Origin of the sequence: Pseudomonas syringae group sp. 26L6 (assembly GCF_032587815.1) — a bacterium.
Classification (GTDB): domain Bacteria; phylum Pseudomonadota; class Gammaproteobacteria; order Pseudomonadales; family Pseudomonadaceae; genus Aquipseudomonas; species Aquipseudomonas amygdali.
In genome coordinates, this window is the sequence record NZ_JAWHPJ010000017.1 from 1 (window position 1) to 14,929 (window position 14,929).

General features: G+C 59.9%; 8 protein-coding genes. 4 read left to right on the forward strand and 4 right to left on the reverse strand.

The genetic code is table 11. The features are described 5' to 3' along the window. Positions 1-306: 306 nt before the first annotated feature. The 4 genes from ligA to RYA97_RS07650 form a co-directional block, all read right to left on the reverse strand. Positions 307-2,670 carry an NAD-dependent DNA ligase LigA gene (ligA, locus tag RYA97_RS07635; RefSeq protein WP_005744324.1) on the reverse strand — a complete coding sequence of 788 codons (2,364 nt, stop codon included), beginning with the start codon at positions 2,668-2,670 and terminating at the stop codon, positions 307-309. 129 nt (positions 2,671-2,799) lie between these two features. Continuing rightward, complete coding sequence (gene zipA / locus RYA97_RS07640; protein ID WP_004665852.1) at positions 2,800-3,669, reverse strand: cell division protein ZipA; 870 nt, start codon at positions 3,667-3,669, stop codon at positions 2,800-2,802. 250 nt (positions 3,670-3,919) lie between these two features. Then, positions 3,920-7,408, reverse strand: coding sequence for a chromosome segregation protein SMC (gene smc, locus RYA97_RS07645; protein WP_016982563.1), 3,489 nt, complete (start codon positions 7,406-7,408; stop codon positions 3,920-3,922). Positions 7,409-7,412: 4 nt separating this feature from the next. Further along, a complete protein-coding gene (locus tag RYA97_RS07650) occupies positions 7,413-8,072 on the reverse strand; it encodes a GntR family transcriptional regulator (RefSeq protein WP_005744320.1) in 660 nt (219 codons plus the stop codon). Between the two features lie 276 nt (positions 8,073-8,348). Between RYA97_RS07650 and xdhA the strand changes: the two genes are divergently transcribed. The 4 genes from xdhA to guaD are packed head-to-tail and all read left to right on the forward strand — an operon-like array spanning position 8,349 to position 14,482. After that, positions 8,349-9,803 (forward strand): xanthine dehydrogenase small subunit, encoded by a 1,455-nt coding sequence (xdhA, locus tag RYA97_RS07655; RefSeq protein ID WP_316892047.1) that lies wholly within the window; start codon positions 8,349-8,351, stop codon positions 9,801-9,803. After that, complete coding sequence (xdhB, locus tag RYA97_RS07660; protein ID WP_117139968.1) at positions 9,796-12,315, forward strand: xanthine dehydrogenase molybdopterin binding subunit; 2,520 nt, start codon at positions 9,796-9,798, stop codon at positions 12,313-12,315. Before xdhA ends, xdhB begins: the two co-directional genes overlap by 8 nt. After that, positions 12,312-13,151 (forward strand): xanthine dehydrogenase accessory protein XdhC, encoded by an 840-nt coding sequence (gene xdhC / locus RYA97_RS07665; protein WP_117139967.1) that lies wholly within the window; start codon positions 12,312-12,314, stop codon positions 13,149-13,151. Before xdhB ends, xdhC begins: the two co-directional genes overlap by 4 nt. Positions 13,152-13,168: 17 nt before the next feature. After that, entirely contained in the window at positions 13,169-14,482 is a 1,314-nt protein-coding gene (gene guaD, locus RYA97_RS07670; RefSeq protein WP_117139966.1) for a guanine deaminase, read from the forward strand. The last annotated feature ends 447 nt before the right edge of the window (positions 14,483-14,929 follow it).

The window sequence follows — 14,929 nt, forward strand, 5'->3', positions numbered from 1 at the left end:
CGTGGGAATGCCGTGCGTGACGCTCTGCGTCACAGATCTACGCCGCACCATCACATTCAAGACCGGACGCAGAGCGTCCAGAACGGCATGCGACGCGGAGCGTCGCACGATAATCAAGACATGCCTAAGCGGAGCGTTGCACGGTAGTTGAGATTATCGTTCCGCACGCTCCAGCGTGGGAATGCCGTGCGTGACGCTCTGCGTCACAGATCTACGCCGCACCATCACATTCAAGATCGGACGCAGAGCGTCCAGAACGGCATGCGAGGCGGAGCGCACGATAATCAAGTGGAGCGTCGGCCTGCCTCAGTCAACCGTCACGCCCAGTTCGGTCAGGCGTTTGAGCAGCGCATCTTCGTCCAGTACGGTCAGCCCCAGCTCGTTGGCCTTGGTCAGTTTCGAGCCTGCACCGGGGCCTGCAACCACGGTGTGGGTCTTGGCCGAGACCGAGCCGGAGACTTTGGCACCAAGGCTTTCGAGTTTTTCCTTGGCGACGTCGCGACTCATGCGTTCCAGCGACCCCGTCAGTACCCAGGTCTGCCCGGCCAGCGGCAAGCCTTCGACGGTTTTTTTCTCGCTGCGCCAGTGCATGCCGAAGTCTTTGAGCTGGGCTTCTATGGCGCGTGCACGCTCGGCATGTGCGCTGTCGTCGAAGAAATCACGGACTGATTTGGCCTGCTTCTCCGGCAGCGTCTGGCGCATGTCCAGCCAATCGGCGCTGATGATGGCCTCCAGCGTGCCGAACCTGTCAGCCAGTTTCTGTGCAGCGCCCGGCCCTACCGACGGGATATGTAGTTTGTCGATCAGCCCTTCGAGCGTAGTGCTGGCCGCAAACTCGGCACCCAACTCGCCCTGGTCCTGCAATTGCAGTCCACATTCGCCCAACAGCGCATCAATGACGTTACGGTTGTGCTCGTCTTCGAAGAAGCTGTGAATTTCGTAGGCGACTTCCAGACCGACATCCGGCAGGTACGTCAGGACTTCCGGCAATGCTTGTTTGACTCGGTCCAGGGACGCCAGCGAACGCGCCAGCACCTTGGCCGTCTCTTCTCCCACATCAGGAATACCCAAGGCATAGATAAAGCGCGCCAGGGTCGGCTGTCGGCTGTCGGCAATCGCCTTGAGCAGCTTGTTGCTGGAAATTTCGGCAAAGCCTTCCAGGTCGATGATTTGTTCGTATTTCAACTTGTACAGGTCGGCGGGCGAGCCAATGAGTTTTTCATCGACCAGTTGCTCGATGGTCTTGTCGCCAAGCCCTTCGATGTCCATCGCACGACGTGACACATAGTGGATGATCGCCTGCTTGAGTTGCGCACCGCAGGCCAGACGCCCGACGCAGCGATACACCGCACCTTCGGTGACGGTTTCCTTGCCCTTGCTGCGTTTGATCAACTGCGTGCGCTCGACATGCGAGCCGCACACCGGGCAGGTCTGTGGAACCTGCACCGCCCTGGCATTCTCGGGGCGGCGCTCGGCAACTACCTGCACCACCTGCGGAATCACGTCACCGGCACGACGGATGATCACCGTGTCGCCAATCATCAAGCCGAGCCGCGCCACTTCATCCATGTTGTGCAGCGTGGCGTTAGCGACCATGACACCAGCCACCTTGACCGGCTTGAGGCGCGCGACCGGCGTTACCGCACCGGTACGGCCTACCTGGAACTCGACATCCAGCAACTCGGTCAGCTCTTCCATGGCCGGGAATTTATGGGCGATCGCCCAGCGTGGCTCGCGGGCGCGAAAGCCCAGTTCGCGCTGCGCAGCCAGGTTGTTGACCTTGAACACCACACCATCGATCTCGTAGCTCAGCGTCAGGCGCCGCTCACCGATATCGCGGTAATAGTCCAGACAGTCCTCGACGCCATTCGCCAGCTTCAGCTCGTGACTGACCGGCATGCCCCATTTTTTCAACGTTTCAAGCACACCGATGTGAGTGTCGGCGATTTCCGCCGAAGTCTGCCCCAGGCCATAGCAGCAGAATTCCAGCGGACGATTGGCAGTGATTTTCGAGTCCAGTTGGCGCAGGCTGCCCGCCGCTGCATTGCGCGGGTTGGCGAAGGTTTTGCCGCCGATTTCCAGCTGGCTGGCGTTGAGCCGCTCGAAACCTGCCTTGGACATGAACACTTCGCCGCGCACTTCCAGCACATCCGGCCAGCCCTTGCCTTTTAGCTTGAGCGGGATGTTGCGCACGGTGCGTACATTGACGCTGATGTCCTCGCCGGTGGTCCCATCCCCACGCGTCGCACCGCGTACCAGCGCTCCATCGCGATACAGCAGGCTGACTGCCAGACCGTCCAGCTTGGGCTCGCAGCTGTACTGCACCTTGCTGCCCGCACCAAACAGGTCCCCGGCAGGCAAATCCAGCCCTTCGGTTACCCGCCGGTCAAACTCGAGCATGTCGCTTTCTTCGAAAGCGTTACCCAGGCTGAGCATCGGCATTTCGTGTCGCACCTGGGTGAACGCCGACAAAGCGGCACTGCCGACCCGTTGCGTCGGCGAATCCGGCGTGACCAGATGCGGGTTTTCTGCCTCGAGGGCCTTGAGTTCGTGAAACAGGCGGTCGTACTCGACATCCGGGATGCTGGGCTCATCCAGCACGTGATAGCGGTAGTTGTGCTCATCCAGCTCTGCACGCAGTTCCAAGATTCGGGTTTCGACGGCCTTCATACGGTGTTCTCTCAAAAAGCAAAAGAGCAGCCGAGGCTGCTCAATCTGTTGGCTCTGTTCTGTTCAAGCCCAGGTCCCGAAAAGGCCTGCCGGAGCATGCTCCTGATCGGGACGTGGACAAGGATTCGCTTAACCGCGACGCTGAGTCAGCGCACGGCGCTCGAATTCAACGATGCGCTGACGGTAATGCTCGATGGTTTGCGCGGTCATGACGCTGCGCTGGTCATCTTTCAGTTCGCCATCCAGTTCATGGGCCAGCTTGCGGGCTGCGGCAACCATGACGTCGAAGGCCTGCTTGGGATGACGCGGGCCTGGCAAACCAAGGAAGAAGCTCACGGCACGGGTGCTGAAATGGTCGATATCGTCCAGATCGAACACGCCGGGCTTGACCGCATTGGCCATCGAGAACAGCACTTCGCCGTTGCCTGCCATGCTTTCGTGACGGTGGAAAATATCCATCTCGCCAAAACGCAGACCGCTTTCCAGAATGTTCTGCAACAACGCAGGGCCCTTGAAGCCGCCTTCACTGCGCGAAATAACGCTGATGACCAGCACTTCCTCAACCGGAGGCAGGTCCTTGTCCTCAGTGATGCGCTGGGCAGGCTTGTCGTCCGGGAAGTCATCGTCACGCCCGGTGAACAGGCTCGGGCCGTCCAGATCCAGATTCAGGTCACCCTGCTGCGGTTCATCCTTGCGCTTCTTGTCGCTGTTGCCACGCTTGTCACTGTTGCTGCGCTTGCCTTCACGCGGGCTGGCGCTCATCGATGGCAAATCATGCTCATCGAGTTGCGGTTCCTTGTGGGTGTCCAGCACACGGGGCGGCCCGAGCACTTCGGCCGACGTGGTTTCCTCCTCATCCGGAAGATTGGAGAAGCTTCGATCCAGCCTGAATTTCAATTTACCTTTGCTGCCGCGCATACGGCGCCAGCCATCAAAGAGAATACCGGCAATGACTATTATGCCGATGACGATCAGCCACTCGCGCAGACCGATTTCCATGTAATCCAGTGCCTCTAATGAAGAAATCTGAAAATAAGGGCCTAAACCCCTTTAATACGTGGTGCCAAGTCTATGTTCTGACTGGCAATTTGCCCACGCGAAAATAAAAAGTGGTCACTAAACTAGCACGACCAAAGGCAACTTTACACCGTCCGTTACGTCTCTTCGCCGCCCAAAGTGCCATCTATCACACAACCGTCACATTTTCAGGCGCTTACGCAGCCATTTCGCCGCTGAATCAGGCCCGAACTCAGGCGTCCACCAGCGCCATCGCTTGCTCTACATCCACCGCTACCAGCCGCGAACAGCCTGGTTCATGCATCGTCACACCCATCAATTGGTCAGCCATTTCCATGGCGATCTTGTTGTGGGTGATGTAGATGAACTGAACAGTTTGTGACATTTCTTTCACTAACCGCGCATAGCGACCCACGTTGGCGTCATCCAGCGGCGCATCCACCTCATCAAGCATGCAAAACGGCGCAGGATTGAGTTTGAAAATGGCAAAAACCAGCGCAAGTGCAGTCAAGGCTTTTTCCCCACCCGACAGCAGATGAATGGTGCTGTTCTTCTTGCCGGGAGGGCGCGCCATGATTGTCACCCCTGTATCGAGTAAATCTTCGCCCGTCAGTTCCAAATAAGCGGAGCCACCACCGAAAACTTTTGGGAAAAGTGCCTGAATTCCGCTATTTATCTGATCGAAGGTATCTTTGAAACGGTTTCGGGTTTCTTTATCGATCTTGCGGATGACGTTTTCCAGCGTGTCGAGTGCTTCCACCAGATCAGCATCCTGCGCATCCAGATAACGCTTGCGTTCGGATTGCTGCTGGTACTCGTCAATGGCGGCGAGGTTGATCGCCCCCAGACGCTGAATACGCCCGGCGATGCTCTCCAGTTGCTGCTCGGCCGCCTGCTCGCTGGCATCAGGGGTCAACGTGGCGAGCACGCCGTGCAGGTCGTAGCCGTCCTCGTGCAATTGGTCCTGCAACGCCGTGCGGCGCACCGTCAGCGACTGCCATTCCAGACGTTGCTGCTCAAGCTGGCCGCGCAGGAGCTGCGATTGCTGTTCGGCCTGGGTCCGGCGCTTTTCGGCTTCACGCAGTTCGCGGTCAGCGTCTTCGAGGGCGTTCTTGGCGATGCGCATTTCATCATCGACCACCATGCGCCGCTCCAGCAGCTCTTCAAGCTTGAGGCGCAGTTCTTCAAGCGGTGCCTCGCCCTCCTCCAGATTCAGACTCAGTTGCTCGCGTTTTTCGGTCAGCCTTTCGGACTGCATGCGCAGGCGCTCCAGCGCCTGACGCGTCGAATCGTACTGCGCCTTGAGCGAGCCCAGACGCACCGCCAGTTGATGACTGTGATCCTTGTGCTGCCGAGCATCCTGGCGAATCCTATCCAGACGCTCACGCAGCGCATCACGCTGCGCCTGAAGCACTTCGCGCTGTTCGGTATCCTGCGCCATGCTGTCCAGTGCATCCTGCAATTGCAAGCGCGATTCGCCGAGGTGCTCGTGCTCGACAGCGCGTTGCTCGCCCAGCTCGGCCAGCTCTTCGTCCAGACGAGTACGACGCAGGGTCAACTGCTCGACCTTCACCCTGACCGCCGACAGTTGCGCCTTCAACTCGCTTTGCTGACGGGTTTCGTCCTGCACGCGGCGGCGCAGTTGCTCGCGGGCTTCTTCCTGCTGCGATTGTTGCTCGCGCAGCACCAGCAATTGCTCTTCAAGCGTAGCCAGCGTCGCTTCGCGCTCATCACGCTCCAAGCCCAGCCTTTGTAACTCCTGCCCCCGCGCCAGCACGCCACTCTGCGCCTCGCTGGCACGTCGCACACGTAAAAAGTGCCGCCCGACCCAATAGCCGTCACGGCTGATCAGGCTTTGTCCGGCGCTGAGTTGCGCACGTCGCGCCAGCGCTTCGTCCAGATCCTCGACCGGAATCACCTGGCCCAGCCAGGCGGACAGATCAACCGTACTGTCCACTTTCTCCAGCAGGCTGCCAGGCACCCGCACTGTATCGGCACCGGCGCTGAGCAAGCGCAGATCGCCCTGCTGGAAGTTCGCCAGATCAAGCGCGCCGAAGTCATCCACCAGCACAGCCTGCAAATCCGCGCCGAGCACGGTCTCCACGGCCAGCTCCCAGCCCGCTTCGACACTCAGCCCCTCGGCCAGACGCGGGCGCTCGGCCAGTTGCTGATCGCGCAGCCATTCGGCGGTGCCGGTGTCCGGGTCAAGTGCCGCCTGTTGCAGCGCTTCCAGGGAAGCCAAACGCCCGTTGAGACGTTGCAGCTCGCCCTGCGCCTGCTGTTGCGCCTGACTGGCCTGCTGCAGAGCTTCACGCAATTGCTCAAGACGCTCGACCGCCTGCTCTTCGCCTGCGTGCAGCTCTTCAAGGGTCATGTCACGGGTGGCGAGGTCTTCGCTCAATTCCAGAATGGCCGCATCTTCAGGATCGGCGGCCAGCAACTGACGCTCTTCGGCCAGACGCCGCTGGCGTTCGGCCAGGCGTTCGATGCTTTGTTCAAGTTGCTGAATGCGCGACTGCTGGACCTGCGCCTGGCGCTGTGGCTCGGCGGATTGCTGATTGAAGACGTCCCACTTCTCCTGCCAGCCCTGCATGGCCGCTTCGGCGTCTTCCAGGGCAATGGCCGATTCTTCGGCGGCGGCGCTGGTCATTTCCTGCTCGGGCTCAAGCATCTCCAGCTCTTCGCCCAGGGTGGCAAGCAAGGTGGTGTCGTGGCCGAGATGGGATTCGGTTTCCTGGCGGGCGCGCTCTGCTTCGCGCAGGTCGTCCTGCAATTGACGCAGCCGCTGCTGACCGTGCTGGATGCTCTGCTCGACGCGGGCGATGTCGCCACCGACCGAATAAAAACGGCCCTGCACCAGGTTGAAGCGTTCGGACAGATCATGATGGCCGTCGCGCAGCCTTTCGATGCTGGCATCGGCGCTGCGCTGATCAGCCACCAGCGCTTCAAAACCGATCTCCTGATTGCCGATCACTGCCTCGCGCTGCCCCACCAGATCATTCAGCGCCTGCCAGCGCAGGGCCGACAGTTGCGCCTTCAACTGGCGTTCTTCGGCCTTGTATTCCTGATACTTCTCGGCGGCCTGAGCCTGCCGGTGCAGACGCTCCAACTGACGCTCGAGTTCTTCCCGAAGGTCAGTCAGGCGCGCCAGGTTCTCGTGGGTGCGGCGAATACGGTTTTCGGTTTCCCGACGGCGCTCCTTGTATTTGGAGATCCCGGCGGCTTCTTCGATAAAGTTGCGCAGGTCTTCCGGCTTGGCTTCGATCAGCTTGGAGATCATGCCCTGCTCGATGATCGAATAGCTGCGCGGCCCCAGGCCGGTGCCAAGGAAGATGTCGGTAATGTCGCGACGGCGGCATTTGGTGCCGTTGAGGTAGTAGCTGTTCTGGCTGTCGCGCGTCACTTTGCGGCGAATGGAGATTTCCGCATACGCCGCGTACTCGCCAACCAGCGTGCCGTCGGAGTTATCGAATACCAGCTCGATGCTGGCCTGGCTGACCGGTTTACGGCTGGTTGAGCCGTTGAAGATGACGTCGGTCATCGACTCGCCGCGCAGGTTCTTGGCCGAGCTTTCGCCCATGACCCAGCGCACGGCGTCGATGATGTTGGATTTGCCACAGCCATTGGGGCCGACAACGGCCGCCATGTTACTGGGGAAGTTCACCGTGGTGGGATCGACGAACGACTTGAACCCTGCCAGCTTGATGCACTTCAGGCGCATGGCGTCAGTCCGCTGCCAGGGCGGCCAGCACCAGCTGGCAGCTGCGCTGACAGTAGGCGATCAGCACAGCACGAATTTTCGGCAGATCCCGCGCGATCACCGCGCCAAGCAACTCGTCGAACAGCGCCAGGTAGTCGCCCATATCGGCCTTGCGTTGCTCGATCGCGAGGAAATAGCTGCGGCTCATGGACGGCTGCAGGTTCTCGACCGTTTCTTCGAGGTACGGGTTGCTGGCGAACGGATAGGCAGCGCGCATGACATTGAAGCTCTCTTCGACAAATGCCTTGACGTCCTGCTGCTCGAAGCTGACCTGCAGACGCTGCTGTATCTGCACGAACGGCGCAAGATCATCCTCGGTGCGCCAGCGCTCGACCACTGCATTGGCCAGCAGAATGTACAGCTCGCTCATCAGGCCACACAGGCTGGTCACGTTATGCGCGTTGAGCACAGTGACCTGTGCCCCCCGACGCGGCAGGATCACCACCAAATGGCGGCGCTCCAGAATCAATAATGCTTCGCGCACAGAACCACGGCTGACGTTCAACGCCTGCGTGACTTTCTGTTCCTGAATACGCTCTCCAGGCTTGAGCTCACCGCGAATGATCCGCTCGGCAAGATGATGAGCAATTTGCTCAGCGAGGCTGTCCGGGGCCTTGAACGTCATGACTATCCTTCAAAAAAACCAGTTCTGCATGCAAGCCGCGAAGTGTAGCGCAACCGGTACGGATGGCGCAGGGCCATAGACGCGGAAACTGGCACGAAATACGCAAAACCTTGAATACAACCCAATGGGCGACTCAAGAACCAGTGTGCCTCTGATCGGCAGATTGCTGAAAAACTCAATTTCCTGACTCTTAAGTCAGAAACAAATTGACCCAATAAGCAGAGCTGATAGATTCATCGACATGTCTGATGACAATAAATGTGAGGGCTTTGCGCCGTGATTCAGTTCCTTTTGAACCAAGAGCTAAAAACCGAGCGCAGCCTGAATCCGAACATGACCGTGCTGACCTACCTGCGTGAGCAGGCACACAAGCCCGGTACCAAGGAAGGTTGTGCCAGCGGAGACTGCGGTGCCTGCACCGTCGTGGTTGGCGAGTTGCACAGTGACGCCGATGGCAAGCAAATGTTGCGTTATCGCAGCCTCAATTCGTGCCTGACGTTCATGGCGTCGCTGCACGGCAAGCAATTGATCAGCGTCGAAGACCTCAAGCACCAGGGTCAGTTGCACAGCGTGCAACAGGCCATGGTCGAGTGTCACGGCTCGCAATGCGGCTTCTGTACCCCAGGCTTTGTGATGTCGCTGTTTGCCCTGCAAAAGAACAGCACCGACGCCAACGCGCATCAGGCTCACGAGGCGTTGGCAGGCAATTTGTGCCGCTGCACCGGTTATCGCCCTATTCTGGCCGCCGCCGAGCAGTCTTGCAGCCAGCGCCAGCCGGATCAGTTCGATCGGCGCCAGGCTGAGACGGTCGAGCGCCTGCGGGCAATCACCCCGGCCCAGACCGAAGCACTGAGCGACGGCGAAAAAAACTGCTTCATTCCGCTGACCGTGGCAGACCTGGCCGACCTTTATGGCAGCCATCCGCAGGCCCGTCTGCTGGCGGGCGGCACTGATCTGGCGCTGGAAGTCACCCAATTTCACAAACAGTTGCCGGTGATGATTTACGTCGGACACATCGACGAGATGAAGGGCGTGAAGCGTTTCAACGACCGTCTGGAGATCGGCGCGGCCACTCCGCTGACCGATTGTTATGCAGCACTAAAGGCCGAATACCCGGACTTTGGCGAGTTACTGCAGCGCTTCGCCTCGTTGCAGATCCGCAATCAGGGCACGCTGGGTGGCAATATCGGCAATGCCTCGCCGATTGGCGACTCCCCGCCCCTGCTGATCGCCCTTGGCGCGCAGATCGTGCTGCGCAAAGGCAACAGCCAACGCACGCTGGCGCTGGAGGATTACTTCATCGACTACAAGGTCACGGCTCGCCAGGAAAGTGAGTTCATCGAAAAGATCATCGTGCCGACCGCCAATCCACTGCAGACCTTTCGTGCCTATAAAGTTTCAAAACGCCTGGATGACGACATTTCGGCGGTCTGTGCGGCATTCCGCCTGACCATAGAAGACGGCGTGATCCGCGAGGCACGTGTGGCGTATGGCGGCATGGCGGCGATTCCGAAGCGCGCAGCGGCCTGCGAGCGAGCCCTGGTCGGTCAGCTCTGGAGCAATGAAACCGTTGAGCAGGCCTGCGCCGCACTGAGCGAAGATTTCACGCCGCTTTCGGACTTCCGTGCCAGCAAGGAATATCGCCTGTTGAGCGCGCAGAACCTGCTGCGCAAGTATTTCATCGAAGTGCAGACACCTGCCGTCGCAACGCGGGTGACTGACTATGTCTGAGCATTCTCCATCCATTACCCAGGCCGAAATGCTCGCCGTGTTTCAGCAGGGCTTGAGCACTGGCGTCGGTCGCAGCGTCAAGCATGACAGCGCCGACAAGCATGTGTCCGGCGAAGCGGTGTATATCGATGATCGCCTGGAGTTTCCCAATCAGTTGCATGTGTATGCACATCTTTCCGACCGTGCCCACGCGCGAATCATCAGCATCGACACCTCGCCCTGCTACGCCTTCGACGGCGTACGCATTGCGATTACTCATCAGGATATTCCGGGGCTGAAGGACATCGGGCCGTTGCTGCCCGGCGATCCGTTGCTGGCCATCGACACGGTGGAGTTTGTCGGTCAACCGGTGCTTGCCGTTGCTGCTCGCGATCTGGACATTGCCCGGCAGGCGGCAATGGCGGCGATTATCGAATATGAGGACCTGGAGCCGGTGCTGGATGTGGTTCAAGCGCTGCGTCAGAAACACTTTGTGCTCGACAGCCACACGCACAAACGTGGCGATTCGGCCGCAGCGCTGGCAGGCGCAACCCACCGTTTGCAGGGCAACCTGCACATCGGCGGTCAGGAACATTTTTATCTGGAAACCCAGATATCCTCGGTGATGCCGACTGAAGACGGCGGCATGATTGTCTATTGCTCGACCCAGAACCCCACGGAAATCCAGAAGCTGGTGGCCGAGGTGCTGGGCGTGCCGATGAACCGCATCGTGGTCGACATGCGGCGCATGGGCGGTGGCTTTGGCGGCAAGGAAACCCAGGCGGCGAGCCCGGCCTGCCTGTGCGCCGTGATTGCCCGGCTGACCGGCCAGCCCACCAAGATGCGCCTGCAACGTTTTGAAGACATGCAGATGACCGGCAAGCGCCACCCGTTCTACATCGAGTACGACGTGGGCTTCGACGGCGAGGGTCGTTTGCAGGGTATAGAGCTGGATCTGGCAGGCAACTGCGGCTACTCGCCGGACCTGTCCGCGTCGATTGTCGACCGCGCCATGTTTCACGCCGACAACGCCTACTATCTGGGCGAAGCCACGGTCAACGGCCACCGCTGCAAGACTCACACCGCGTCCAACACGGCCTACCGTGGCTTTGGCGGCCCGCAAGGCATGGTCGCCATCGAAGAGGTCATGGACTGCATCGCACGTTTCCTCGGCAAGGACCCGCTGGCGGTGCGCAAGGCCAACTATTACGGCAAGACCGAGCGTAACGTCACGCACTATTACCAGACGGTCGAGCACAACCTGCTGGAAGAGATGACCGCCGACCTCGAACAGAGCAGCCAGTATGCCGAGCGCCGCGAAGCCATTCGCACGTTCAATGCCGGAAGCCCGATCCTGAAAAAAGGGCTGGCGCTGACGCCGGTCAAATTCGGCATTTCCTTTACCGCCAGCTTCCTCAATCAGGCAGGCGCGCTGATTCACATCTACACCGACGGCAGCATCCACCTGAACCATGGCGGCACCGAGATGGGCCAGGGTTTGAACACCAAAGTCGCGCAGGTCGTGGCTGAAGTGTTTCAGGTGGACATTGACCGTATTCAGATCACCGCCACCAACACTGACAAGGTGCCGAACACCTCGCCCACTGCGGCCTCAAGCGGCACCGACCTGAACGGCAAGGCCGCGCAGAATGCCGCTGAAACCCTCAAGCGGCGGCTGGTGGAGTTCGCAGCCCGGCACTATCAGGTGGCAGAAACAGAAGTCGAGTTTCGCAACGGCCATGTGCGGATCGGCGATATTTTCCTGCCCTTCGCCGAGCTGGCACAGTTGGCATGGATGGGCCAGGTTTCGTTGTCCAGCACCGGCTATTACAAGACGCCGAAGATTTTCTATGACCGCAGCCAGGCGCGTGGCCGACCGTTCTATTACTACGCGTTTGGTGCGGCATGCGTCGAGGTCATCGTCGACACGCTGACAGGCGAGTACAAGATGTTGCGCACCGACATTCTGCACGACGTCGGTGCCTCGCTGAACCCGGCCATCGATATCGGCCAGGTCGAAGGCGGCTACATTCAAGGCGCAGGCTGGCTGACCACCGAGGAACTGGTGTGGAACGACAAGGGCAGGCTGATGACCAGCGGCCCGGCGTCCTACAAGATCCCTGCGGTGGCGGACATGCCGCTTGATCTGCGCATCAAGCTGGTGGAGAACCGCAAGAACCCGGAAGACACCGTATTCCACTCCAAGGCAGTGGGCGAGCCACCGTTCATGCTCGGCATCGCGGCCTGGTGCGCAATCAAGGACGCTGTGGCGAGCCTGGGTGATTATCGCCATCAACCGGACATTGACGCGCCTGCAACTCCGGAAAAAGTGTTGTGGGGCTGTGAGCAGATGCGCCAGAAAAGCGCTGCGCGTCGCGCATCCGGCGAAGGTGCCGAGCCGATTGTTTCCGCCCCTTCGCGGGTAAGTGAAGCTTCGCCAGGCTCGCCTTCACCTATTCAGGATGCCCCCGTGGGAGCGAGCTTGCTCGAGAAGGCGCCTGGCCTGGATCATTCTGTCCTGGAGCAGAAATGAACAACTGGATCAGCGCCCTGGCCGAGCTACAGGCCCGTGGAGAACCCGGCATTCTGGTGACCATCATCGAGGAGCTGGGCTCGACGCCACGCAACGCCGGCTCGAAGATGGTGGTCTGTGCCGAGCATATCCACGACACCATCGGCGGCGGGCACCTGGAGTACAAGGCCATGCAAATCGCCCGTGAGATGCTGGCCAGCGGCAGCCGGCAGACGCGTCTGGAACGTTTCAACCTCGGCGCAAGCCTCGGTCAGTGCTGTGGCGGCGTCAATGTGCTGCTGTTCGAACCCATGGGCGAACCAGTCGCACAAATCGCCGTGTTTGGTGCCGGTCATGTTGGCCGTGCGCTGGTGCCACTGCTGGCCAGCCTGCCCTGCCGGGTGCGCTGGATCGATGCACGTGAGAACGAATTCCCCGAGCCGATGCCCGAGGGCGTGTTGAAGATCGTCAGTGAAGAGCCGGTCGACGAGGTCGCGCAGTTGCCAGTCGGCACTTACTGCATTGTCATGACCCACAACCATCAACTGGACCTTGAGCTGACTGCTGCAATCCTCAAGCGCGGCGACTTTGCTTACTTCGGGCTGATCGGCTCGAAAACCAAGCGCGTCAAGTTCGAACATCGCTTGCGGGAACGCGGTTTCGACGCCAGCCTGCTGCAACGCATGCGTTGCCCGATGGGCCTCGCGGAAGTCAAAGGCAAGCTGCCTATCGAGATCGCGGTGTCCATCGCCGCCGAAATAATCGCCACCTACAACGCAAGCTTTGGCCAGCACAGTGCCAATGCCGAACCAATCGCCAGACTGCTGCCCGCATCACGCCGCAGTCAGTCGCAATGAGTCACAACGAGAGTGCCATGAGTTCAGTTTCCCGCCGTAAAGCCTACCGCGCCGCCATCCTTCACAGCATTGCCGACCCCGCGGAGGTGGCAGTAGAGGCGTCTTATGAGTATTTTGCCGATGGCCTGTTGCAGGTCGAAAACGGCAAAATCATTTCAGTGGGCCCTGCTGCCGATTTGCTCGATAGCCTCGACAGCGATGTCGAGCTTATCGAATACCCGGACGCACTGATCACTCCGGGCTTCATCGACACCCATATCCACTTGCCGCAAACCGGCATGATCGGCGCGTACGGCGAGCAACTACTGGACTGGCTCAACACCTACACTTTCCCCTGCGAAAGCCAGTTCGCCGACCCCGAGCATTCAGCGCAAGTGGCGGACATCTTTATCAAGGAACTGCTGCGCAACGGTACGACCACAGCGCTGGTGTTCGGCAGCGTGCATAAAGAATCGGTCGAGGCGTTTTTCAATGCGGCTCAGGCACTCGATCTGCGCATGATCGCCGGCAAGGTGATGATGGACCGCAATGCGCCGGATTATCTGGTTGATACGCCAGAATCCGGGTATGCCGACAGCAAGGCGCTGATCGAGCGCTGGCACGGTAAAGGGCGTTTGAGCTACGCAGTGACCCCGCGATTCGCGCCGACCAGCAGCCCGGAGCAATTGAGCCTAGCTGGGCAGTTGCTTACTGAGCATCCCGGCCTGTACCTGCAGACCCACATCAGCGAAAACCTTCAGGAGATCGAGTGGGTCAAGGCGCTGTTCCCCGAGCGCAAGCATTACCTGGATGTATACGATCACTTCAACCTGCTCGGCGAGCGCTCGGTGTTCGCCCATGGCGTGCACTTGTGCGACGAACAGTGCGCACGACTGGCGCAGACCGGTTCGGCGATTGCCTTCTGCCCGACCTCCAACCTGTTTCTGGGCAGCGGCCTGTTCAACCTGCCGATGGCCGAAAAGCACAAGGTGAATGTAGGCCTGGGCACCGACGTGGGCGGCGGCACCAGTTTTTCGATTCTGCAAACCTTGAACGAAGCTTACAAGGTCATGCAAATGCAGGGCGCACGGCTCAATCCGTTCAAGTCGCTCTATCTGGCGACATTGGGCGGCGCACGCGCATTGCGACTGGAAGACAAGGTCGGCAGCTTGAAGCCCGGCAACGAAGCCGACTTTCTGGTGCTGGACTACAACGCCACCCCGCTGCTGTCATACCGGTTGAAACAGGCTAAAGACATCGAAGAGATTCTGTTTGTGCTGATGACGATTGGTGATGACCGGACGGTGAAGCAGACTTGGTCGGGTGGGCGGTTGGTGCATGACAGGGGCTAAATCGTCCCTCACGCTCACGCAGGCTCTGCGTCGTCAAGAGGACGCGGAGCGTCCAGAACGGCATGCGACGCGGAGCGTCGCACGATAGTCAAAGCTTCAGCACGAAGTTGAGGTTATCGTTCCCTACGCTCGCGTGGGAATGCGGGTCTCGACGCTCTGCGTCGTCGAGAGGACGCAGAGCGTCCGGAACGGCATGCGACGCGGAGCGTCGCACGATAGTCAAAGCTTCAGCACGGAGTTGAGATTATCGTTCCCTACGCTCCGCGTGGGAATGCGGGTCTCGACGCTCTGCGTCGCAAGAGGACGCGGAGCGTCCAGAACGGCATGCGACGCAGAGCGTCGTACGATAGTCAAAGCTTCAGCACGAAGTTGAGGTTATCGTTCCCTACGCTCCGCGTGGGAATGCGGGTCTCGACGCTCTGCGTCGCAAGAGGACGCGGAGCGTCC